At 68.8% G+C, this 20,396-nt stretch carries 18 protein-coding genes; 9 read left to right on the forward strand and 9 right to left on the reverse strand.

The features are described 5' to 3' along the window. Positions 1–47 precede the first annotated feature (47 nt). From trmB to ON19_RS29655, 3 genes are read left to right on the forward strand one after another with little or no spacing between them, the layout of a single operon-like run. A complete protein-coding gene (trmB, locus tag ON19_RS29645; RefSeq protein WP_043700097.1) occupies positions 48–860 on the forward strand; it encodes a tRNA (guanosine(46)-N7)-methyltransferase TrmB in 813 nt (270 codons plus the stop codon). Next, on the forward strand, positions 857–1,585 hold the full coding sequence (locus ON19_RS29650; protein WP_043700099.1) for an NYN domain-containing protein: 729 nt from the start codon (positions 857–859) through the stop codon (positions 1,583–1,585). The genes trmB and ON19_RS29650 overlap by 4 nt, the downstream gene beginning before the upstream one ends. Continuing rightward, entirely contained in the window at positions 1,585–4,596 is a 3,012-nt protein-coding gene (locus tag ON19_RS29655; RefSeq protein WP_043700100.1) for an MMPL family transporter, read from the forward strand. The genes ON19_RS29650 and ON19_RS29655 overlap by 1 nt, the downstream gene beginning before the upstream one ends. Positions 4,597–4,673: 77 nt before the next feature. Here the strand turns inward: ON19_RS29655 and ON19_RS29660 are convergent, their stop codons facing one another. Together ON19_RS29660 and ON19_RS29665 are read right to left on the reverse strand one after the other, a co-directional pair. Next, positions 4,674–6,275 (reverse strand): DUF2339 domain-containing protein, encoded by a 1,602-nt coding sequence (locus ON19_RS29660; RefSeq protein WP_227954516.1) that lies wholly within the window; start codon positions 6,273–6,275, stop codon positions 4,674–4,676. Between the two features lie 916 nt (positions 6,276–7,191). Beyond that, positions 7,192–7,644: a hypothetical protein gene (locus tag ON19_RS29665; RefSeq protein WP_043700102.1), complete on the reverse strand. Its 453-nt coding sequence runs from the start codon at positions 7,642–7,644 to the stop codon at positions 7,192–7,194. Positions 7,645–8,016: 372 nt separating this feature from the next. Between ON19_RS29665 and ON19_RS29675 the strand changes: the two genes are divergently transcribed. Beyond that, complete coding sequence (locus ON19_RS29675) at positions 8,017–9,207, forward strand: helix-turn-helix domain-containing protein (protein ID WP_043700104.1); 1,191 nt, start codon at positions 8,017–8,019, stop codon at positions 9,205–9,207. Here the strand turns inward: ON19_RS29675 and ON19_RS29680 are convergent. The 5 genes from ON19_RS29680 to ON19_RS29700 form a co-directional block, all read right to left on the reverse strand. Beyond that, complete coding sequence (locus ON19_RS29680; RefSeq protein ID WP_043700106.1) at positions 9,204–9,572, reverse strand: MerR family transcriptional regulator; 369 nt, start codon at positions 9,570–9,572, stop codon at positions 9,204–9,206. The two genes, ON19_RS29675 and ON19_RS29680, sit on opposite strands and share 4 nt — an antisense overlap. Positions 9,573–9,617: 45 nt before the next feature. Then, positions 9,618–10,310, reverse strand: a complete 693-nt coding sequence (locus ON19_RS29685; protein ID WP_051169420.1) for a DUF1707 SHOCT-like domain-containing protein — start codon at positions 10,308–10,310, stop codon at positions 9,618–9,620. 71 nt (positions 10,311–10,381) lie between these two features. Next, positions 10,382–11,047: a response regulator gene (locus ON19_RS29690; protein ID WP_043700109.1), complete on the reverse strand. Its 666-nt coding sequence runs from the start codon at positions 11,045–11,047 to the stop codon at positions 10,382–10,384. 19 nt (positions 11,048–11,066) lie between these two features. Beyond that, the gene (macS, locus tag ON19_RS29695) at positions 11,067–12,260 is read right to left on the reverse strand and encodes a MacS family sensor histidine kinase (protein ID WP_043700112.1); all 1,194 of its coding nucleotides are present in this window, start codon (positions 12,258–12,260) and stop codon (positions 11,067–11,069) included. Further along, the gene (locus ON19_RS29700; protein WP_083899701.1) at positions 12,220–13,515 is read right to left on the reverse strand and encodes an AI-2E family transporter; all 1,296 of its coding nucleotides are present in this window, start codon (positions 13,513–13,515) and stop codon (positions 12,220–12,222) included. The genes macS and ON19_RS29700 overlap by 41 nt, the downstream gene beginning before the upstream one ends. A 143-nt stretch (positions 13,516–13,658) precedes the next feature. Here ON19_RS29700 and ON19_RS29705 point away from each other — a divergent pair, with 143 nt between their 5' ends. The 3 genes from ON19_RS29705 to ON19_RS29715 are packed head-to-tail and all read left to right on the forward strand — an operon-like array spanning position 13,659 to position 16,678. Beyond that, entirely contained in the window at positions 13,659–15,179 is a 1,521-nt protein-coding gene (locus ON19_RS29705) for an adenylate/guanylate cyclase domain-containing protein (RefSeq protein WP_174377743.1), read from the forward strand. Between the two features lie 4 nt (positions 15,180–15,183). Then, positions 15,184–16,272, forward strand: a complete 1,089-nt coding sequence (locus ON19_RS29710; protein ID WP_043700114.1) for a lysylphosphatidylglycerol synthase transmembrane domain-containing protein — start codon at positions 15,184–15,186, stop codon at positions 16,270–16,272. Between the two features lie 34 nt (positions 16,273–16,306). Continuing rightward, complete coding sequence (locus ON19_RS29715; RefSeq protein WP_043700117.1) at positions 16,307–16,678, forward strand: DUF3054 domain-containing protein; 372 nt, start codon at positions 16,307–16,309, stop codon at positions 16,676–16,678. On the opposite strand, the gene ON19_RS29720 is transcribed toward ON19_RS29715, so the two are convergent. Further along, positions 16,679–18,358: an NTF2-like N-terminal transpeptidase domain-containing protein gene (locus tag ON19_RS29720; RefSeq protein WP_227954517.1), complete on the reverse strand. Its 1,680-nt coding sequence runs from the start codon at positions 18,356–18,358 to the stop codon at positions 16,679–16,681. It abuts the gene before it with no gap. 375 nt (positions 18,359–18,733) lie between these two features. Between ON19_RS29720 and abmR the strand changes: the two genes are divergently transcribed. Together abmR and aroQ are read left to right on the forward strand one after the other, a co-directional pair. Then, a complete protein-coding gene (abmR, locus tag ON19_RS29725) occupies positions 18,734–19,333 on the forward strand; it encodes an ATP-binding transcription factor AbmR (RefSeq protein ID WP_043700123.1) in 600 nt (199 codons plus the stop codon). A 53-nt stretch (positions 19,334–19,386) separates the two neighbouring features. Next, complete coding sequence (gene aroQ / locus ON19_RS29730; protein ID WP_043700126.1) at positions 19,387–19,842, forward strand: type II 3-dehydroquinate dehydratase; 456 nt, start codon at positions 19,387–19,389, stop codon at positions 19,840–19,842. A gap of 2 nt (positions 19,843–19,844) precedes the next feature. Here aroQ and ON19_RS29735 read toward each other — a convergent pair whose 3' ends face one another. Continuing rightward, complete coding sequence (locus ON19_RS29735; protein WP_043700129.1) at positions 19,845–20,291, reverse strand: nitroreductase family deazaflavin-dependent oxidoreductase; 447 nt, start codon at positions 20,289–20,291, stop codon at positions 19,845–19,847. Positions 20,292–20,396: the final 105 nt, after the last annotated feature.

Raw genomic sequence — 20,396 nt, forward strand, 5'->3', positions numbered from 1 at the left:
CGGCCCGTGCACAACCGCTTGCCGCACGGATCGCCGGATGCTGGACAATGGACGCCGTGAACGACGCCGCGAACCATACTGCCGAGTCAGTTCCGGGCGGGCCGTCCACATCTTCGGCTCCGGCCGAGGGCGGGCCCAGGCGCAAGACCGGCTCCCGCCTGTACCCACGAGTCACCAGCTTCCGGTCGCGCAGGGGCGCGCTGACCGCGACCCAGCAGCAATCCTGGGACCGGATGTGGCCGTCGATCGGCCGCGAGGTCGCCGACGAGCCGCTGGACGCGGCCGCCTGGTTCGGCCGCGACGCGCCGCTGGTCATCGAGATCGGCTGCGGCACAGGCACCGCGACGGCCGCCATGGCGCAGGCCGAACCGCACCTGAACCTGATCGGCATCGAGGTCTACCAGCCCGGCCTCGCGCAGTTGGTGCAGCGCATCGAGCGCGAAGGGATCGGCAACATCCGCCTGCTGCGCGGAGACGCGGTCGACGTACTGGAGAACATGATTGCTGAACAGTCGCTCACGGGCGTGCGCGTCTTCTTCCCCGACCCGTGGCCGAAGGCACGCCACCACAAGCGGCGGCTGCTGCAGCCCGCGACCGTGGCGTTGATCGCCAGCCGCCTGAAGCCGGGCGGTGTGCTGCACGTCGCCACCGACCATGCCGGCTACGCCGAACACATTCACGAGGTCGGAATGGCGGAGCCGCTGCTCAAAGGATTGAACGAGACCACGGGCGGGGTCAGCGAACAGCATCGCGCCACGGCCCCCATCGGTTTCGAACGCCCCGTCACGAAATTCGAAGGCAAGGCACATCGTGCCGGTAGCGCCATCACCGAGCTCATATGGGGGAAGATCGACCGATGAGCGTCAGTGAGATGGCCCACGAAGTGGTCGATGTTGCCGGGGAGGTGCACGGAGGCGGAGCGGAAGGTCTGGGCGGCTCGGCGCCGGACGTGCGTCGCGTCCTTTTGGTGTGGGACGCCCCGAACCTCGACATGGGCCTCGGCGCCATCCTGGGCGGTCGCCCGACCGCGGCCTACCGCCCCCGGTTCGACGCGCTCGGGCGCTGGCTGCTGGCCCGGACCGCCGAACTCTCGGTGGGCGCGATGCATCGGGTGGAACCCGAGGCCACCGTCTTCACCAACATCGCGCCCGGCACCGCCGACGTCGTCCGGCCCTGGGTGGAGGCGCTGCGCAACGTCGGCTACGCGGTCTTCGCCAAACCCAAGATCGACGAGGACTCCGACGTCGACGCCGACATGCTGGCGCACATCGCCCTACGCAGCCGTGGCGCGGGCCTGGCGGGCATCATGGTCGCCTCGGCCGACGGCCAGGCGTTCCGCGAACCGCTGGAGGAACTGGCCGCCAAAGGAGTGCCGGTCCAGGTGCTCGGGTTCCGCGAGCACGCGAGTTGGGCCGTCACATCCGATACTCTCGAATTCATCGACCTCGAGGACATTCCGGGCGTGTTCCGTGAACCACTGCCCCGCGTGAGCCTCGACTCGCTGCCCGACGAGGGTGCCTGGCTGCAGCCGTTCCGGCCGCTGTCGGCACTGCTCACCTCTCGCCCCGCCCAAGGAGTCGCTTAGTGTTCACACGCTGGGGCGATCTGGTATACCGGCTGCGTTTTGTCACCATAGGCATCGTCGTGGCCGGTCTTCTGGCTCTCGGTGGCTACGGCCTCGGGTTGGAGGACCACCTCAGCTCCAGCGGGTGGGATGACCCCACATCCGAATCGGCGCACGCGGCCCGGATCAAAGACGGTGCCTTCGAGCGCGATCACACCTCCGACGTCATCGTGTTGTACACGGCGCCGGAGGGCAAGACCATCGATGATCCCGAATTCAGCGCCAAGATCGTCGAGAATCTCGCGAGTCTGCCCCGCGAGCACCCGGACGAGATCACCAAGATCAACGGGATCTACTGGCGCAATGACGCGAACATCCCGGTGCAGACCAGCGTTTTCGCGTCGAAGGACAAGAAGTACGCCTTCGCGTCCATCGCCATCAAGGGCGACAACGACACCGAGATGGTGCGTAACTACCGCAAGGTGAAGAACGTCTTCTTCATCCCCGGCGTCGACGTGCAAGTGACGGGGTTGCAGGCCGTCGCAGGCACGCTGAACGACACCATGGCCGACGACCAGAAGCGCATGGAGATCCTCGCCATCCCGGCCGTGGCCATCCTGCTCTTCCTGATCTTCGGTGGCATCGTCGCGGCTGGGCTCCCACTGATCGTCGGCGGCCTCACCGTGATCGGCGCCTGGGGGATCGTCCGCTTCATCACCGAGTTCACCGAGGTGAATTCGTTCGTCTCACCGGTCGTCTCGATGATCGGCCTCGGCCTGGCCATCGACTACGGCCTGTTCATCGTCAGCCGGTTCCGCGAGGAACTCGCCGAGGGATACGACACCAGGGCGGCCGTCCGCAGATCGGTGATGACAGCCGGCCGCACCGTGGTGTTCTCCGCGACGATGATCGTCGCCAGCCTCGGCGGCATGCTGCTGTTCCCGCAGGGCTTTCTGAAATCGGTCGCCTACGGCGCCATCGCGACGGTCACCCTCGCGGCGCTGAGCTCGATCACCGTATTGCCCGCCATGCTGGCGGTCCTGGGCAAGCGCGTCGACATGCTCGGCCTCAAGCGGTTCCGCAAGACCAAGACCGCCGACGAGGTGGAGAGCGGCTTCTGGGGGGCGTCCACCCGCTGGGTGATGAAGCACCCGCTCAAGATCGCGATCCCGCTGTGCATCGTTCTGCTGCTGCTGATCATCCCGGTCAAGAACCTCAGTTTCGGCGGCATCAACGAGCGGTATCTGCCGCCGGACAATCCGACCCGGCTGGCGCAGAAAGAGTTCGACAAGGTCTTTCCGCTCCGCAAATCGGACCCGATCGAGCTGGTTTTCGTGGTCGACGATCCCAGCCTCGCTCCCGCCGTGGGCAAGGTGGTGAAGGAGGCGAGCCAAGCGCCCGGCCTGGCCGGCGAATTCGCTTACCCCCCGAGCACGGCGCCCAACGACAAGACCATCTTCAAGACTTCCACTCCGTTGGCCAATTCGGAGGACTACGACCCGACCATCGATTACCTCCGCTCGATGGAGGTACCCGACGGCGTCACCATGCTCGTGGGCGGTCAGCCGACGATCCAGAAGGACAGCATCGACGCGCTGCTGAGTCGGATGCCGTTGATGATCGCGCTGGTGCTGTTCGTCACGACACTGCTGATGTTCCTGACCTTCGGCTCACTGGTGCTGCCGATCAAGGCCGCGCTGATGAGCGCCCTCGGTCTCGGGTCGACGCTGGGCATCTTGACCTGGATCTTCATCGAGGGCCACGGCGCCGGTCTGTTGAACTTCACTCCGCAACCGATCATGTCGCCGGTGCTGGTGCTGATCATCGCGATCATCTACGGTCTGTCGACCGACTACGAGGTCTTCCTGATGTCGCGCATGGTCGAGGCGCGCGCTCAGGGCGCGAGCACCACCGAATCCGTCCGGATCGGTACCGCGCAGACCGGCCGGATCATCACCGCGGCCGCGTTGATCCTGCTCGTCGTCACCGGCGCGTTCGCCTTCTCCGACCTGGTGATGATGCAGTACATCGCCTACGGCATGATCGCCGCGCTGTTCATCGACGCGACGGTACTGCGCATGCTGCTCGTCCCGGCCACCATGAAGCTTCTCGGCGACGACTGCTGGTGGGCGCCGACCTGGATGAAGAAGGTGCAGGAGAAGGTCGGGCTCGGCGAACCCATCCTCGACGACGAGCGCGTCGGCGGGGGCGACGTCGTGGATCTGGTCAAGACCACCCCGATCACCGACCCGGTGACCATGCAGATCCCCGCGGTCACCGCCGCCAACAAGGTGCCGCGCAGACGCAAGCCGCGGACGGTCGCCGAGATCGAAGCCGACGCGCCCACCAGGCGGCTGGACCGGGTCCCGCCGTCACCCGCACCGCAGGCGCCGCCCGCACCGCCGCCGCTCGATCCGACCAGGCAGCGCCCCGAACCGCCGAGGAATTCCACTCCCCCGCAGGGAGAGCCGATTCGTCCGCGGCGAATTTCGCAGGCGCCGAACGTGCCCCGTCCGGACCAGGCGCAGCTGTGGCCACAGTCGACTCCCCCTCTCCCGCAAGGTCCCCCGGCGCCGCGACCGGCGCCCCCCACGGGTCTCCCGCCGGAGCAGAACGCGCCGCACGTCAGTGTGCCGTCGGTGATCTTTCCCGAGCACAGCCCGGGAGCCGCCGTCTCGCCGGTTACGCCGCCCGCGCCGCGACCGACTCACGCACCGGAAGCCCACCCACTGTCCGCCATTTCGCAGGACCCGACCGTCGATCTGGCACAGCAGTCCGCTGCGTCGCGCGAGGCGCGGTACTTGCCGCCCGAAGCGCCTGCCGCTCCCGCGCATCGCGCGCCCGAGCCCGAGCCGCCCGTCGAGCCGAACAACGGACCGGACACCACGAATCGCAGCAGCATCGAGAGCTGGATGGCCGAACTGCGCTCTTCCCGTCGCCACATCGGCAGGCCCGAGGAAGGCCGGCACCACGGCGGCGACGGCCGCACGGTGAGCGTGAACGAACTCCTGCGCCGCCGCGACCGCGAGTGAACGAGCGCCACTGACCCACGAAAAAGCCGCCGCACCCAGTCGGATTCGTCGAATCGACCACGGTGCGGCGGCTTTCTTCACTCAGCATGCGGGTTGTGACTCGCTCCCGCGTCGGCGAAAGCGCGGGCGTAGCGGGTTCCGGCCAGGAGTAGCAGGATGCCGACGACGAGGAAGGCGGCGACGCGGACCAGGCCGTCCAAGGTGGCCAGGTCGAACAGGAACAGTTTGGCCAGAGCGGCTGCCGTGACCGGTAACCCCGAACCCAAGGCGAGTTTGGCTACGGCGGGTGCGGTGGCGAGCCTGCGCAGTCCGAACAGGAGGGCGCCGGTCGCGGCGGCCATCCACAGGATGGTCGCGCCGCTGTGGCCGATGAGGAATCCGTTCGGCGTACCGGTCGCGACGCCGATGGAGACGGTCGTCGCGGTCACCGCGTAGAGCCCGGCGACGCTCGCGGTGATCCATTGCCACTCACTGCCCGCGGCCGAACCGGCCAGTCGTCGCGCGCACCACAGCGCGACCGCGACCACCCCGAGGGCGAGCACCGCGCCGAGCACGGTCGCCACGCCCAGGTTCGCCTCCGAGCGATGCTGCGAGGCGAGGACTTCCGGGCCTGCGATATTCAGCAGCGCGAATCCGCCGAGCACGGCGAACGCGGCGCCGATGCCCGCCGCCGGGCGGGAGATCCGCTGGCCCGCGACGCCGAGGAAGGTCAGCGCGACCAGGAACAGTGCCGTGGGCAGCGTCCGGGTCTCGGTCGCACCGACGCACGCCTCGAGCAAGGCGAGCGAGCCCGCGACGGCGGCCACGAGTGCGGTGTGTCCGGGAAGGCGCACGACGGCATTCAGTTTCGGCACCGTGCTCACCGCGGCGACGAGCAACAGCACCGTGGCGGCGACCGTCGCCACCGCTACCGCGACGGCCCGTTCCTCGAACATCCCCGGGGCAACCAGCACCGGCACGAGCGCTGCCGCCATCGTCAGCGAGGCGGTGAGATCATCCGGCCGGTGCCGGACGACGACGATCGTCCCGGTGAGCCCGACCAGCGCGACCGCCGCCGCGGCGACGAGCAGCGTGGTGCGCTCCCCGGCATCGGGTGTACCGACAACCGCCGCGGTGATGAACGCGAACGTCGCCAGCACGGCGGGCAAGGTCCGCGCCACATGCAGGTACGGCCAATTCCTGGTCAATTGCACCGGCACGCAGGCCGACTGCAACACGATCAAGAACGCGAGCAGTACCAGCCGTGTGGTCAACACGGGGGACAGCGCGGCCGCAGCGAGCACCACCAGCACCGCGAAAGGCTGTGAGCGCCATTGCATCGCCAACGCTACGCCCGTGGCCGCGACACCGAACGCGACGGCGAGCCCGAGCACCGGGTGCAGCCAGTGGTAAATGGCGGTCACCGCGACGACATCGAGGTAAGCACCCGCGATGCCGGTGGCCGCCAGAGCGATACCGCCGACCCGCCCGCCGGTGCGCCCGAAAACCCGCACGCCCGCACCCACCAGCGCCACCGAGAAGACCGCTCCGGCCACCACTCTCGGCACCGGCCCGAAGAACCCCGCCTGCGCGGCCAGCACCAGCAGCATCGCGACGCCGATCAGCGTCACCCCGACACCGGCCAGCGCCAGGATCCGGCTGATCACCCCGTCGCGCTGCCACCACGGCGTGTGCGGCACCGATGGCCTCGCACGCGGGGGAACGGGCGGACGCGGCGGCACCGCTCCCGGCATCGGTCCCTGCGCGTTCGGCGGCCACGGAGCGCCACCCCATGCGCCGCCAGGTGGCGGGGCGAAGCGCGAAGCATAGGCGGGCCGCGGAGGGGGAACGGGCATACCAGCCGTCGGCGAATGGCCGGGCCAAGGCGGCATGACCGGTGGTACCGCGCCGGAGTGCCCGGGCTCCGATCCTGCGAATCCACTGCGCCCGGACGCGTCGGGCGCATCTGACGACGGCCCGGCGACTGGACGGCCGACCGCACCGGAAGCCGTCTCGCCGGGCACATCCGACGCCCGGCCGCCGGACCCACCCGGTACCGAACCTCCCGGAACCGGAGCGCCGCCGGACGCACCGAATGCTGTCCCCCCATGCACAGCCGACGACTGGCCGCCGATCCCACCCGGTACCGAACCCCCCGGAACCGGACCGCCGCCAGTCGCACCGAATGCTGTCCCCCCATGCACAGCCGACGACTGGCCGCCGGACCCACCCGGTACCGAACCTCCCGGAACCGGAGCACCCGGCTCGCCGGATACCCACCCACGTGCTGTCCCGGTCACGGACGCATCCGGCGGCAGGGATAGGCCGGAACCCTTCTGCGCGGTGGCCGAACCAGCGGCCACTTGCTCACGCAGCAGCTCCAGATCCCGCCCGAGCACGCCCAGCTGTGTCCCCAGGGTGGTGAACTCGCCGGAGAGCCGCGCGAGCAGCACCGGATCGATGGAGGTAGTCATGAGTACATGCTGGTTTCCGCGACGCGCGCGAGCATGAGTAGTTACCCCTGGTAGACAGCCGAGTTCTACCCGGCTGCCGAGGTGGCCCCGCCCGACCGGCCCGCACCCGTGCAGTCGGATGCGGACCGGTCGCGCCAGGTGGTCAGTGGGCGCGCAAACCGATGACCTCGTGGACGGCGTCGATCACCGCGGAACGAGGCGGCATGCGCAGGACGCCCGGCGCGGGCTCGCCCGCCCAGTGCCAGCCGAGCGCCGAATCGGAACTCGGAAGCAGCACGATGCGACCGCCGGGGACCACAGTGACCTCGTGGCCCGCGAGGCAGCGCCGGACCGGGACCTCGACCGGCCGAGCGGGGCTCGGGGGCGTGACGAGAAAGGTCCACGAGCGTCCGCCCGGGTCGGCGATCACGGGCGCGGTGTGGGTGCGGCCCAACTGGGACAGTACCTTCCGCCCCAGTTCCGGCGGCATGACGATCGCCCCGATGATCGAACCGGTGGTGACGGTCGGGCGGCCGGCGAGAAGCTGGACCGGCAGCCCGAAGGTATGCCGCAGCAGATGCGCGATTTCATGGGGAGTGTGACAGCCTTCGAACATCGCTCTACTCCGCATCGCAGGAGCCGAATTCGGTCGAGACGAGGGGCTTTCGGCGTAGCAACCCGCGCTGGTCGCGCAACGGTGTTCTGGTGTTCGCGGACAGAGCGCTGACCTGGGATAGCGATCGAGTCGCGCGGTGGCGCGCCGGTCGGGTGGTCTGTGCACCGGGCCGCCACGCGCGATCGGCGCGCCCGGCCTGCACGGTGGTATTCGGCATGATTTTCATCGCCGCCGCCCTTTGCAGTCAAAGTTGCAGAAAGGCAACGGTATTCCAACCAGCAGCGAACGAGTCGTACGCAATGTCCCACTTCGTTCGTACCGGATAACATAGCGTCGTACTCTGAAACCCAGATTTAACAAAAGGACTTGGGTATGGACGAATCGTCGATCGGAGTTCGGATCCGCCAGTTCCGCGGTAAGGCGCTGACCCAGCGCCAGCTCGCCGACCAGGCCGGAGTCAGTGTGGATCTGGTGCGCAAGCTCGAGCAGGGCGGCCGTCAGACCGCCTCCATCGCCAGCTTGCAGAAGATCGCGCGCGCCCTGGACGTGGATATCGCCGATCTGATCGGCAAGCGCCACGGCGTGCCCTCCGCCAACCCGGGCGCGGGCATCGTGGCCATCCGCCGCGCCCTGACGCCGGTCGACGATCTGCTCGGCGAGACCAAGGAGGAGGCGGCGGTCAGCCTGGACGACGGTCGCCGCGCGGTCGAATACGCCTGGGGTGCCTACTGGTCGGGCCGCTACGAACTGCTCACCTCGATCCTTCCGCCCGGATTGACCCAGCTGCGCGCCACGGTGCACGCCGCGCGCAACGGCTCGGTCGCGCCCGCCAACGAGTTGCTGGCCAGGATGTACTGGGTGACCGGATGCACGCTGGTGCATCTCGGCCAGACCGATCCGGCGTTCCTGGCGATCCGGGAGGCGCTCGCCGCCGCCGAGCTGGGCAACGACCCGCTGCTGCTCGCCACCATCCGGGGATCGGTCGCCTGGCAGTTGCTGATACAGGGCCGCTACGACGAGTCACGCGGCGTCGCGTTGAACGCGGCCGCGACCCTGGAGCCCTCCGGCGAGGTCACGCCGTCGCACCTGTCCGCCTACGGCTCACTGGTGCTGCAAGGCGCGACCGCGGCCGGCCGGGCGCAGGACGTGCACGACGCCTTGTCGCTGGTCGAGACGGCGAGCGAGGTCGCCCTGCGCATCGGCGCGGATCGGCAGGACTACGAAACCTATTTCGGCCCTTCCCAGGTCGTCATGCAGACGGTGGATGTCAACGTCTCCTCCGAGCGCTACCCGGAGGCGCTGGCCGCCGCCAAGGACATGCCGGTCAACGGCAGCCTCCCGCAGGCGTCGCGAGCGCGCCACCTCGCCGACACGGCGGTCGCGCTCACCCGCACCGGAAGGCACCAGCGCGCGCTTGACGCTTTGCTGACCGCGGAACGGGTGGGCGGCGCGGACTGGTTGAAATACCAGACGCTGCCCCGCCATATCGTCACCGAACTGCTCGATCACGACCGGAAGGTGCCGCTGCGCGCGTTCGCCCGCCGGATCGGGGTCAACACCTAGGTCGCCGGCCGTTCGCCGGCTCGTTCGATAACCTCGTCCAGCACCTCGCGCGAGCGCAAAAGATCGGCGATGGTGCGGGTGATCCGCTCCCGCTCGGTCCGCAGCTCGGTGACCAGTGCGGGAGTGGCGTACTCGTTCGGACCGCCGTCCGCGTCGCGCATGCAGGGCAGGAGCCGCGCGATCCTCTTGCTGGTGAGTCCCGCCGCGAGCAGCTCCTGAATGTGGATGACCCGGTCCACCGCCCGCTCCGGATAGTCGCGATGACCGCCGGGCGTGCGCTCGGCGGCCAGCATGCCCTGCTCCTCGTAGTAGCGCAGCGACCGCTCACTCACGCCGGTACGCTCGGCGAGCTCTCCGATCCGCAACTGTGACCTGGCCTTTCACGTCCCGCGGCGGGCTGACTGGTGGGCTCAGCGCCCTATCAACCGGCGCCACTGCGCGCTGAACGGATGCTTCGCGGTGACCGATCCGAATCGCATCCGGCCGTGCACCACCAGGTGCAGCGGCCCGAGCGGCGGCCCGGTGCGGACCTTGTTGTTCACGCTGGAACCGATCAACTCCAGCCCGTTCAGGTCGACGGTCGCCTCCGCGGGCACGATCAGGGTGATCGAGCCGCAGAAATCGTCGACCCGGATCTCCACCACCTGAGTCGACATGATCGCCTCGGTGAAGTCCAAGGTGACCCCGGACATCCAGTTGTTCAGATACAGCGTGGGCGGCACCTGCCACGGACCGCGGCGGTTCACCCCGGACATGCGTGAACGGATCACGTTGCCCACGGAGTTCGCGCGGGGCGCCGGATGGGCCCGCGCGGCGAAAGCGGGCGCGGAGTTCACGAACGGCGACCGCGGTGCGGCGGGCTGCCCGACCAGGCGGACGCCGGGCAGATCGATGAGTACGGCGTTCAGTTCGCCACGGGTCTTGGCGGCCAGCGCGGTGTCCATCCGCTCGGTGAACTCGCCGAGCGAGAGCATGCCGAGGCCGACCGCGCGTTGCAACAGCTGACCGACGTGTTCGCGCTCGACGTCGGAGACGCGCAGTTCCCGGTCGCCCACCGCGCCGCCGGAGCCGACCGCATTGGATACCGATTCGGGGCCGCCCATGCGATCGAGGTTACCGAGCGCGCGGCCACGGCCGCATCAGGGCGATCCCTGATTCGGGGTGTTCGCGCGGGCTATTCCAGCCCCTGTTCGATGGCGTAGCGGGTCAATTCGACCCGGTTCGCCAGCTGCAGTTTGCGCAGCGTCGCCTGCACGTGGTTCTCCACCGTGCGATGGCTCAGACCCAGCCGCGCCGCGATCTGTTTCGCGGACAGTCCTTTCGCCACCATTCGCAGGACCTCGGTCTCGCGCTCGGTGAGCGCGGGCCGGTGCGGCTCGTCGGGCCGCACGGGCGCGGTCGCCATTCGCCGGTATTCGCCGAGCACCAGGCCCGCCAGGCCGGGCGTGAACACCGCTTGACCGGCGGCGGTGGCGTGCACGGCATCGATGAGTTCGGCCGCCGACGCGCTCTTGACCAGATAACCCGAGGCGCCCGCCTTGATCGCGTCGAGCACGTCGTCGCGTTCGGCGGACGCCGACAGCACCAGCACCCGGGTCTGCGGTGACACCCGCAGTACCTCGGCGGTGGCCTGCGCCCCGTTGCCGTCGGGCAGTTGCATGTCCATCAGCACCACGTCCGGGCGCACCGCCGCGGCGCGCCTGGCCGCCGAGCCGATCCCGTCGGCCGTGGCCGTCACCTGGAATCCGGCCTCGGTGAGGTCACGGGAGACGCCGTCCCGCCACATCGGGTGGTCGTCCACCACCATCACCGAAATGGAACCGGCCACTCGGTCCGTCATCCGCGCCTCCCGTCTACGCTCATCTCGGCACTCGGAATTCCCATTCGGTGCCGAACCCGACCCCGCCATCGATCTCGGTGAGCAGGTCCGCGCTGCCGCCGAGGGCCGCGATCCGCCCGACGATGGACCGGGAAACCCCCATCCGTCCTTCGGCCTCCGCCTCGGCCAATCGGCCCGGCGGGATGCCGACGCCGTCGTCGCGCACACTGATCACCAGTTCGTCGCCGGTGTCCTCCAACAGCACATATGCTCGCGCATCCGGCCCGGCGTGCAGTGCCACATTGGACAGCGCCGTCGCCACGGCCGAGGCGATCTCGTTCGCCATCCAGCGACCGACCCGTACCGGATCGCCCGGCGTGGACACCGACACCGTGAGCGTGGACTGCGCGGTCAGCAGTGGCCGCAGGTCGACCTCGGCTCCGCCCACGTCCCGGTGATCGGCCTGCTCGGTGATCAGCACACGCAGCGCCACCTCCTGCTCGCCGGCGCGCAGGGCCAATTCCTCGGTGGGGCCGCCGATCTCGCTGCCACGGCGTTTGATGTAGCTGAGCACCTGCAACACCCCGTCGTGCACCTCGCGGGAGAGCCGTTCACGCTCCTCTGCCGCCGCGGTCAGGCGCACCGCTTGCTCCAACTGGTCCTGCGCGCGGCGCGCGGTGTTCGCGGCCAAGCCGAGCGCCAGACCCACCGAGACGAGCACCGGCACCGTCGCATCGGCCCACACGTCCTCACCCCACTGATCGCGCACGGTCAACGACACCGCGGCGATCAGTGCGCCGGACAGCACGCCGGCGAACGGTCCGCGCAGGATCGCCGCGCCGATCACCGCGTTGGTGGCCCACAGCGTGGTCGGCAGCGTCTGATGCCCGTGGTACCAGCCGTAGTCGGCGACCAGGCGCGTGGCGGCCATCAACCCGATCACGACCACGTGGTCGCCGATCACCACCCAGGTGCGCAGCCGGGCCACCTCCGGGAAACGCCACTGCGACAGCATGATCGCCGAAGCGCCCGACCACACCGCCATCAGGGCGACGAGCACCCAGCTCAACCGCTGGTTCGTGTAGTACGGCACCGAGGCGATCTGCTGACCGACCGCGTACAGCAGCGTGACCAGCCGCAGCGCTTGCGCGGCCCGCCACAGCGGCGTGGTCGCCACGTCGGCCGAGCGCAGCTCAGTCCTTCGCCGTGCCGTCGCCGGCTTGCGCGCCGTCATCGGACTCCGCTTTCTGCTGCGCCGCTTTCCGCTCCACCGCCCGCTTGTGGGACGCCTCCATGAGCGTCGCGGCCAGGTCGAACCGGCCGGGATCGGGTCGATCCGGATCGGCCGAATACAGCCCGCGATGGTCGTCGCCGGTCTGTAGTTCCTCGTACAACTCTTCGGGACCTTCCAGCAATGACCGGATCGCCGTGTTCATCACCGCGACGAGCGGCACCGCGAGCAGACCGCCCGCGATCCCCCCGATCACCAGGCCCGCGGTGATCGCCAGCACCACGGCGAGCGGATGGATGCTCACCGCCCGTCCGAGCAGCAGCGGTTGCAGCACATGGCCCTCGAGCTGCATCACCGCGATGATGATGCCGAGCACGATCAGTGCGGTGACCAACCCTTTGGTCACCAGCGCGATGAACACCGCGATGAACCCCGCCAGAAAAGCGCCGATGATCGGGATGAACGCGCCGATGAACACCAGCGAGGCCAGCGGAAGCGCCAAGGGCACCCCGAGAATGGCCAGCCCGGCCCCGATGCCGATGGCGTCCACCGCGGCGACCACGACCGTCGCGCGGACGAATCCGACCAGCGTGCCGAACCCGAGCTGCCCGGCGGTGCGCACCCGCTCTCGGTGGTCGGTGGGCACGATCCTGGTGACGAACTCCCAGATCTGGTCGCCGCCGTAGAGGAAGAAGATCAGGATGAACAGCGTCAGGAAGGTGCCGGTGAGCAGTTCGGTGATCACGGTGGCCGTGGTGAGCGCCCCGCTGGTCAAGCTGTCCTGATTGGATTGGATCGCCTTGACGATGGCGTCGCCCGCGTTGCGGATCTGCTCGTTGCTCAGATGCAGCCTGCCGTTGATCAGCCAGTCCTGGATCTGATGGATGCTGTCGGTGAACTTGTTCGACAGCTGCGGCACACCGGCGACGAACTGTTCGACGACGAAGGTCATGATGCCCGCGACCACGCCGATCGACCCGACCAAGGCCACGAAGACACCCACCCCGCGCGGCACGCCCAGACGCTGCATCCAGTCCACCAGCGGTGCGAGCAGTGCCGCCGCCAGCAGCGCGATGGCCAGCGGGATGACCACGGTCGCCAGCTTCTGCACGATCGCGGTGACCGCTATCGCCAGCGCGAACAGGACGAGCAGCCGCCAGCCCCACTCCGCCGAGACCCGGACGATGGGGTGCACCGTATCCGCGGCGGGCCGTGCCAGCGTGATTCTCCGCTCTGGACTTGACTTCGGGTCGGTCACCTTCGAGAGCCTAACCGGCTCGGCCGAAGCCCGTCCGCGATCAGCGGCGGCGCGACCGGCGGCCAGCGCCCCGGACAAGCCGACATGATCGAAACGCTAGATTGGACCCCGTGTCAGCGCCTCTGGAAGCGGTCAAACAGACCATGCGAACGCGCTGGCCGCTGTATCTGACATCGATGCTGCTGGCGAACGCTTTCGGCGCGGTTCTGTTGTGGGCCTTCATCCAGTACGGACTACCCGTCCCCGAGGGCGAGCCCTCCGGTGCCAGGCGCGCCGGCCTGCTCATCCCGGCCGTGGTCTTCGCGACCGGCGGCCTGCTCAGCATGGCCGCCTCCGCGTTGATGCTGCGCCCGGTGATGCGCTGGCAGATGCGCGGCGGACCGCCGAGCCGCCAGGAGCAGATGGCCGCGCTGCACGCACCGCTGCGCCAGGCGATCCTGCATCTCGCGCTGTGGCTGATCGGCGGAGCCGTGCTGGCCACCCTGATCATCAAGGACACTCCCGCGCTCGCGGGCGCGGTCATCGTCACCGAATGCATGGCCGCGACCATCGTGTTCGGTTTCACCTACATGCTGGGCGAACGCATCCTGCGTCCGGTCGCGGCCCAGGCGCTGACCGAAGGCACCTTCGACCACACCCTCACCCCCGGCGTCGGCACCAGGATGGCGATGACCTGGGGCATGGGCACCTTCGCCCCCACCATCGCCATCGTGCTGCTGTGCGTCACCCAGATCTCCTCGGATGTGAAGTTCTCCGCGCAGTCGCTGGCCATCTCCATCCTGCTGCTGTGCGGTGTGGTGATCATGCAGGCACTCGCGCTGTCCATGCTCACCGGCTCGAGCATCTCCGACCCGGTGCGCCAGCTCAGCCAAGCCATCGACCGGGTCCAGGCCGGGGCGCGCGACGTGCAGGTCGAGGTCTTCGACGGCAGCGAGATCGGCCTGCTGCAGGTCGGCTTCAACCGGATGATGGAGGAGGCCGCCAAGCGCCGCCAGCTGCAGGAACTGTTCGGCCAGCACGTCGGCGAGGAGGTGGCGCAGCGGGCGCTGGACTACGGCACCGAACTCGGCGGCGAGACCCGGTTCGTCGCGGTGCTGTTCGTCGACATGGTCGGCTCGACCGCCGCCGCCGCGGAGCGCCCGCCCACCGAGGTGGTGAGCCTGCTCAACGAGTTCTTCCGCATCGTGGTCGACGTGATCGACCGCCATCACGGCTTCGTGAACAAATTCGTCGGTGACGCGGCACTGGCCATCTTCGGCGCACCGCTGGACCGGCCGGACGCGCCGACCGCCGCGCTCGCCGCCGCGCGCGAACTGCGCGAAACCCTCCGGGAAGTGCCCGGCCTGGACATCGGAATCGGCGTTTCCGCGGGCTTGGCCGTCGCGGGGAACATCGGCGCCGCCAACCGCTTCGAATACACGGTGATCGGAGATCCGGTCAACGAGGCGTCCCGTCTCACCGAACTGGCCAAAGAACGTCCCGGACGGACGCTTGCCTCCGGCAGCGCGCTGTATTTCGCCGAGGAAAGCGAGCAGGACCAGTGGGAGACCGGCGACGAGGTGCAGCTGCGCGGCAGACGCAGGAAAACGCTCTTGGCCTGGCCACGAGAACGGGCCGACGCGCCCGACGATACCGATGTCGAAACGGCGCGTTCGTTAGGCTGACGGCGTGACGGCCGACGGGGAACTGGCAGGAGATCCTGCGCCGCCGCCCACGGCGGGTTCCCGCCGTGGCAGATTCCGCTGGCTGAAATGGGTGCTGGGGGCCGCCCTGCTGGCCCTGCTGATCGCCGAGGGCGTGTATCTCTGGCCACGCCTGCACGAATCCTGGCGCAAGCTCACCGATATCCACTGGGGCTGGCTCGCGGCCGCGATCTGGCTGCAGGCGTTGTCGATGAGCGGGTTCGCCAGGGTGCAGAAACAGCTGCTCAGCGCGGGCGGCGTCGCGGTGAGTCAGCGCAGGTCCGTCGCGGTGGTGTACGGCGCGACGGCGATGTCGGTGACGCTACCCGCGGGCCAGGTGTTCTCCACCGCGTTCACCTATCGGCAGACCAGGCGCTGGGGCGCGAGTCCGATCGTCGCCTCTTGGCAGCTGGTGTTCTCCGGCGTGGTCGCCGCGGTGGGGCTGGCGCTGCTCGGCGTCGGCGGCACGCTGCTGGCGGGCGGGCGAGTCGGCCCGCTGAAACTGATCCTCTCGCTGGCCGCCGTGGTCGCCCTGGTGTGGGCGGGCAATCACGTCTCGCGCAAACCCGGTTCGCTCGAGGCGCTGCTGCGCAAACTGCTCGCGCTCGCCAACCGGTTGCGCAAACGCCCGCCCGACCACGGCGTGAACAAGATCGCCGACGTGCTCGACCAGCTGGAGTCGGTAGAGCTCGGCAAGCGCGACGGCGTCTTGGTCACGCTCTGGGCGCTGGTGCACCGTTTCGCCGACGTGGCGTGTCTCGGCGCGGCCTGCTACGCGGTCGGCGCCGATCCACGCATCGCGGGTCTGCTGCTCGCGTTCGCCGTCGGCAAGGCGGTCGGATCCATCCCGTTCGCGCCCGGCGGCATCGTCTACGTCGACGCGACGCTGATCTACGGTCTCACCGCCGCGGCGGGCCTGCCCGCCGCGCAGGCGGTCGCGGCGGCATTCGTCTATCGGATGGTGAGCTTCATCCTGGTCGCGATCGTCGGCTGGATCGTCTTCCTGTTCCTGTTCCGCACCCCGCAGGCCGACGACGAGGAATTCGAGAAGGAATTCGAGCAGCGGCGGCTGTGATCGCCGCCCTTTGGCTCCCGTTACGCTGGCCCGCGTGAGGAAACTGTGGCCGTTCCTGGTCGATGCGCTGCTCGTGGTCGTGTTCTGCGCGATCGGCAGGCGCAGTCACGACGAGGCGGTGCTCGCCGGACTGCTGCGCACCGTGTGGCCGTTCGCGACCGGCTTGGTGGCAGGCTGGCTCGTCGTCGTGTCGCTCAGGTCGCGCCCCGCCGCGGGCGACGCGCGGTTCGACATCACCGCCCTGTGGCCCAGCGGGGTCGTGATCTGGGCCTGCACCCTGGTCGGCGGCATGCTGCTGCGCGTGGTCAGCGGTCAGGGCACCGCGGTCAGCTTCGTGCTGGTCGCCGGGGTGGTGCTGGCCGTATTCCTGCTCGGCTGGCGCGCGGTGTACAGAGCCGTGCGGTGATCACGGTTCCGGAGTCGCGAGCGCCTGCAGCATCCTGGCCGCCATTCGCGCCGTCGCGTCCTTGCTGTCCACATCGTTGATGTGGATCGCGAAGACCAGATCGCCCATCGACCCGATCAGCCACCCGTCCGGGCCCGCCGTCGCGGCGAACGCGTCGACGTCCCGGTAGCGGCGCACACTCGCCAGCTCCGGCGTGTTCGCGGCGTCGCGCAGCATGCCGCGCAACCGGTCGGCGGTCTGCGGTGGCAGCGGGTCGAGCTTGGCATCGGTGGCGCTCGGGCGTCCGGCCTCGATCATCGGCGGCGGCACCGTACCGCGCACGATCGTCGCCGCGGCGATGGCCATGCCGAACGGGCTGGCCAGCACGGCGTCGGAGCCACCGCCCTGGAGTACCTGCTCGGCGCTGCGCCCCGCGGTCGCCAGGCGGCCGGTCACCTCGTCCAGCCCCGGCACCTTGAAGTCGATGCCGACGCCGAGCGCGGTCGCCGCCTCGGCCACATCCTGCACGGAGACGTCCTGTGGCGCCTTGCCTTTCGCCGACGCCGCGACGGCGCGGAACAGCTCCATGTTGCCGCCCACCGGATACAGTCCGGTGAACGCCACCGAGCCGTGCTCACTGGCCTGGCTGTTCTGCGCGACCGCGACCACCGCTCCGCTGGACGGCTGGATCGCCACGATGGAGGCCTGCGTTGCCACGCTGACCACGGCGTCCTCGGCGGCACGCTGTAAGCGCTGGTCCATCGTGCCCGCGATATCCGGTCCCGGCGGCCCCTGCTGACCGGCGAGCTGGGTGATCAGCCGCCCGTCCTGCTCGAACAGCTGGACGCCCCATCCGGAGTGCGCCTCCTGGCTCTCCTGCTGCACCTTGCGCAGCGCGTCCAGCATCGGCGACCAGACCCGGCGGTCGGCGGAGATCAGGCGCGGCTGCTTCTCCATCACCACACCGGGAATCGGCGCCATCCGCGGTTCCAGGATCGCGAAGTCGCCCTCGCGCAGATTCACCGCGACGATCGGCTTGCCCTGCGATGTGGCCAGCTGCTGCATCAGCGCCGGACCGGTGATCAGCGGCGCGACCGGTTCGATGGCCTTGGCCAGCGCGTCGGTCGACGCGACCGGGTCGGGCATCTTGGTGGGATCGAGCTTGACGACATTGATCACCTGCTCGGTCATCAACGGCTCACCGGCGATGTCGTTGACCCGCGGCGCCGGTGTCGGGTAGGTGCGTGCCAGCCGCACCGTCCGGTTGTGCGCGAGCTGCGGCATCACGACCGCGGGCTCCCAGGAGATCCGCCAGCCGATGGCCAGCTTGCGCACGTTGCCCTGCACGCTGTAGTTCCAGTTCTTCCGCTCGCCGAAGCTCCATTCGACGTCCATGCTGAAGATCGCGGACTGCGCGTCCAGATCGATGAACTGGGTCTTGCGATAGTCGACCTTGCCGCTCTGCAGGCCGCTGAACATTTGCTTGAGGGTTGCCGAGGCCGCAGTGGGGTACGACGTCAGGTCTGCCGCCTTCGTGTAGTCCTGATCGTCGAGCAGATCCGTGAAGCGCTCTACGACCGCTTCGGCTTCGTTCTGCTTCTCGTGTATCCCGCACGACCCGATCCCGAGCGCGAGCGCCGCCACCCCCATGAGTGCCATTGCGCCGCGAACACGAAAGCGGCGGGATCCCCACACGTCCATGTCGCCCACTCTTCACTCTTGTCACTCCAGTAACAAGACCACCGTACCCGAAAAAGACCAGACCGCGATGCCTCCGTAGCGAGGACGTTACCCATGCTCAGCATCCCAATTGTGCCCCGGGATCTCGCATCTCGGGTGGCCTTTCATGATCATCGTCCAGCCGGTCGGCGGCAACCGGCGCCGCTACCGTACCGGCCTTCACGAAAAGTCGCGCGGTTACCACCGCACGCGACGTTTCGAATCAATAAATACCCCGAAGCGTGTAGATCGAAGCAACCGGACCCCTGTTCGCACAGAGCGGAACCCGCGTACCGATTAGCGAAGTAATCTTGTAATCAATGAAAGCAACGCACCACAGTAAGTAGGTGACCCATCATGAGAAACGCACACCGCGGCGGCCGGGGTTTCGGTCGCACAGGCGGCTGGCAGCAGGCCGACCTGCCGGACCCCTCGGACGTGCCCGACTGGTTCGCCGGAAGGTTGCCAAGCGACTGGTTCACCGGTCCGCCGGTGATCGAGATCGATCGGGACGAGATCGTCGTCATCGGTGAGCTGCCGATCCCGCAACCGGAGAAGCAGGCCACCGACGACGCCGAGGCCCCGACCGACGAAGTGCCCCGCGCGACCAAGGAGGGGGCGTTGGCCCGGTTCCGCGAGTCCACCCGGCCCGCCCGGATGCAGATCGCGAACGAAGCGCAGCACCGCTACCGGCGCAATGTGGCCTGGGGCGTCTCCGTGGACGGGGAACGGACCCTGTTCACCCACCTGGCCGTCCCCGTCATGACCCGCCTGCGCCAGCCGGAACGCAAGGTCCTCGACACCTTGGTCGACGCCGGTGTGGCCCGTTCCCGCGCCGACGCGCTGGCCTGGACCGTGAAGCTGGCGGGCAAGCACGCGGAGACGTGGCTGGAGGAACTGCGCGAGGCCATGCGCAAGGTCGACGACCTGCGCTCGGAAGGTCCGCAAGGGCTGTAAGCCAGGTCGGGCCCGGTCGAGGCGACGCGGTACGGCGCGGTATCTTGCCGTGCATGGCTGTGACCGCGGACGCGACGCCGGGCCCGATCCTGGTTCTGAACGGCCCGAACCTCAATATGCTCGGCACCCGGCAACCGGAGGTGTACGGGTCGGCGACACTGGACGACGTCGTGGAGTTGTGCAAGCGGACCGCGGCGAGGTTCGACCGGGAGATCGTCGCCTTCCAGTCCAATTCCGAGGGCGCGCTCATCGATCGCATCCATCAGGCGCGCGGCGCCGAGTCGGGCATCGTGATCAATCCCGGCGGCCTCACCCACACCTCGGTGGCACTACGGGACGCGCTGGTGATCCCGGAACTTCCCATCGTGGAGGTGCACATCAGCAATGTGCACGCGCGCGAGGAGTTCCGGCACCACTCGTACATCTCTCCGATCGCGACCGCGGTGGTGGCGGGAATGGGCATCCAGGGTTACGCCGCCGCCATCGAATTCCTGGCCCGCTCGGCCTGAGCTCACCGCAGCTGGAAGACCGGAAACCCCGGCGCGATGGCGGCGAGTTCGTCATCGGTGGCGTCCTTGGTCACGCCCTCGAAGAATCTGCCGACCTCCCAGCCCCACTTCCGCAGGTAGAGACGCAGCAGCGGCACCTTGTCGGCATCGGCCACCTCGGTGGCGGTGAACGTCTCGACCTTGCGTCCGAGCCGCAACTCGCCCCCACCCGCCGCGCGGAGGTTGCGCACCCACTGCGTGTGCCCACGTGGCGCGACGAGGAAGCGTTCGCCGTCTTCCCGCACCATCACGTTGACCATCGTCGTCCGCCACTCCCCACTCTTGCGCCCGCGCACGGCGAGCAGCCGCGACCCCATCACGCTGATGCCCAGCTTGGGCAGCAGATTGGCGATCCGATTGAAGATCGCGTCGAATCCGGCCGGGCCGACATACCGGGTACCGAGGTCCATAACAACTCCTTTGTGAGCACTGCTCTCTATAGCGAGAAGTGTTCCACGAACCTCGCGACAAAGTCAAGAGCACTGCTCTCGTTTAGCCGCGTCACCCGCGAAGTT

Source organism: Nocardia abscessus NBRC 100374 (assembly GCF_000308455.1).
Lineage (GTDB): Bacteria > Actinomycetota > Actinomycetes > Mycobacteriales > Mycobacteriaceae > Nocardia > Nocardia abscessus.

Bases quoted from the DNA above. Each gene is read 5' to 3' on its own strand.
- ON19_RS29675 (WP_043700104.1), top strand. From the start codon at position 8,017: ATGGACGAATCGTCGATCGGAGTTCGGATCCGCCAGTTCCGCGGTAAG.
- ON19_RS29720 (WP_227954517.1), bottom strand. From the start codon at position 18,358: ATGGACGTGTGGGGATCCCGCCGCTTTCGTGTTCGCGGCGCAATGGCA.
- ON19_RS29690 (WP_043700109.1), bottom strand. From the start codon at position 11,047: ATGACGGACCGAGTGGCCGGTTCCATTTCGGTGATGGTGGTGGACGAC.
- ON19_RS29705 (WP_174377743.1), top strand. From the start codon at position 13,659: ATGCGAACGCGCTGGCCGCTGTATCTGACATCGATGCTGCTGGCGAAC.
- aroQ (WP_043700126.1), top strand. From the start codon at position 19,387: ATGGCTGTGACCGCGGACGCGACGCCGGGCCCGATCCTGGTTCTGAAC.
- ON19_RS29735 (WP_043700129.1), bottom strand. From the start codon at position 20,291: ATGGACCTCGGTACCCGGTATGTCGGCCCGGCCGGATTCGACGCGATC.
- abmR (WP_043700123.1), top strand. From the start codon at position 18,734: ATGAGAAACGCACACCGCGGCGGCCGGGGTTTCGGTCGCACAGGCGGC.
- trmB (WP_043700097.1), top strand. From the start codon at position 48: ATGGACGCCGTGAACGACGCCGCGAACCATACTGCCGAGTCAGTTCCG.
- ON19_RS29685 (WP_051169420.1), bottom strand. From the start codon at position 10,310: ATGGGCGGCCCCGAATCGGTATCCAATGCGGTCGGCTCCGGCGGCGCG.
- macS (WP_043700112.1), bottom strand. From the start codon at position 12,260: ATGACGGCGCGCAAGCCGGCGACGGCACGGCGAAGGACTGAGCTGCGC.
- ON19_RS29650 (WP_043700099.1), top strand. From the start codon at position 857: ATGAGCGTCAGTGAGATGGCCCACGAAGTGGTCGATGTTGCCGGGGAG.
- ON19_RS29665 (WP_043700102.1), bottom strand. From the start codon at position 7,644: ATGTTCGAAGGCTGTCACACTCCCCATGAAATCGCGCATCTGCTGCGG.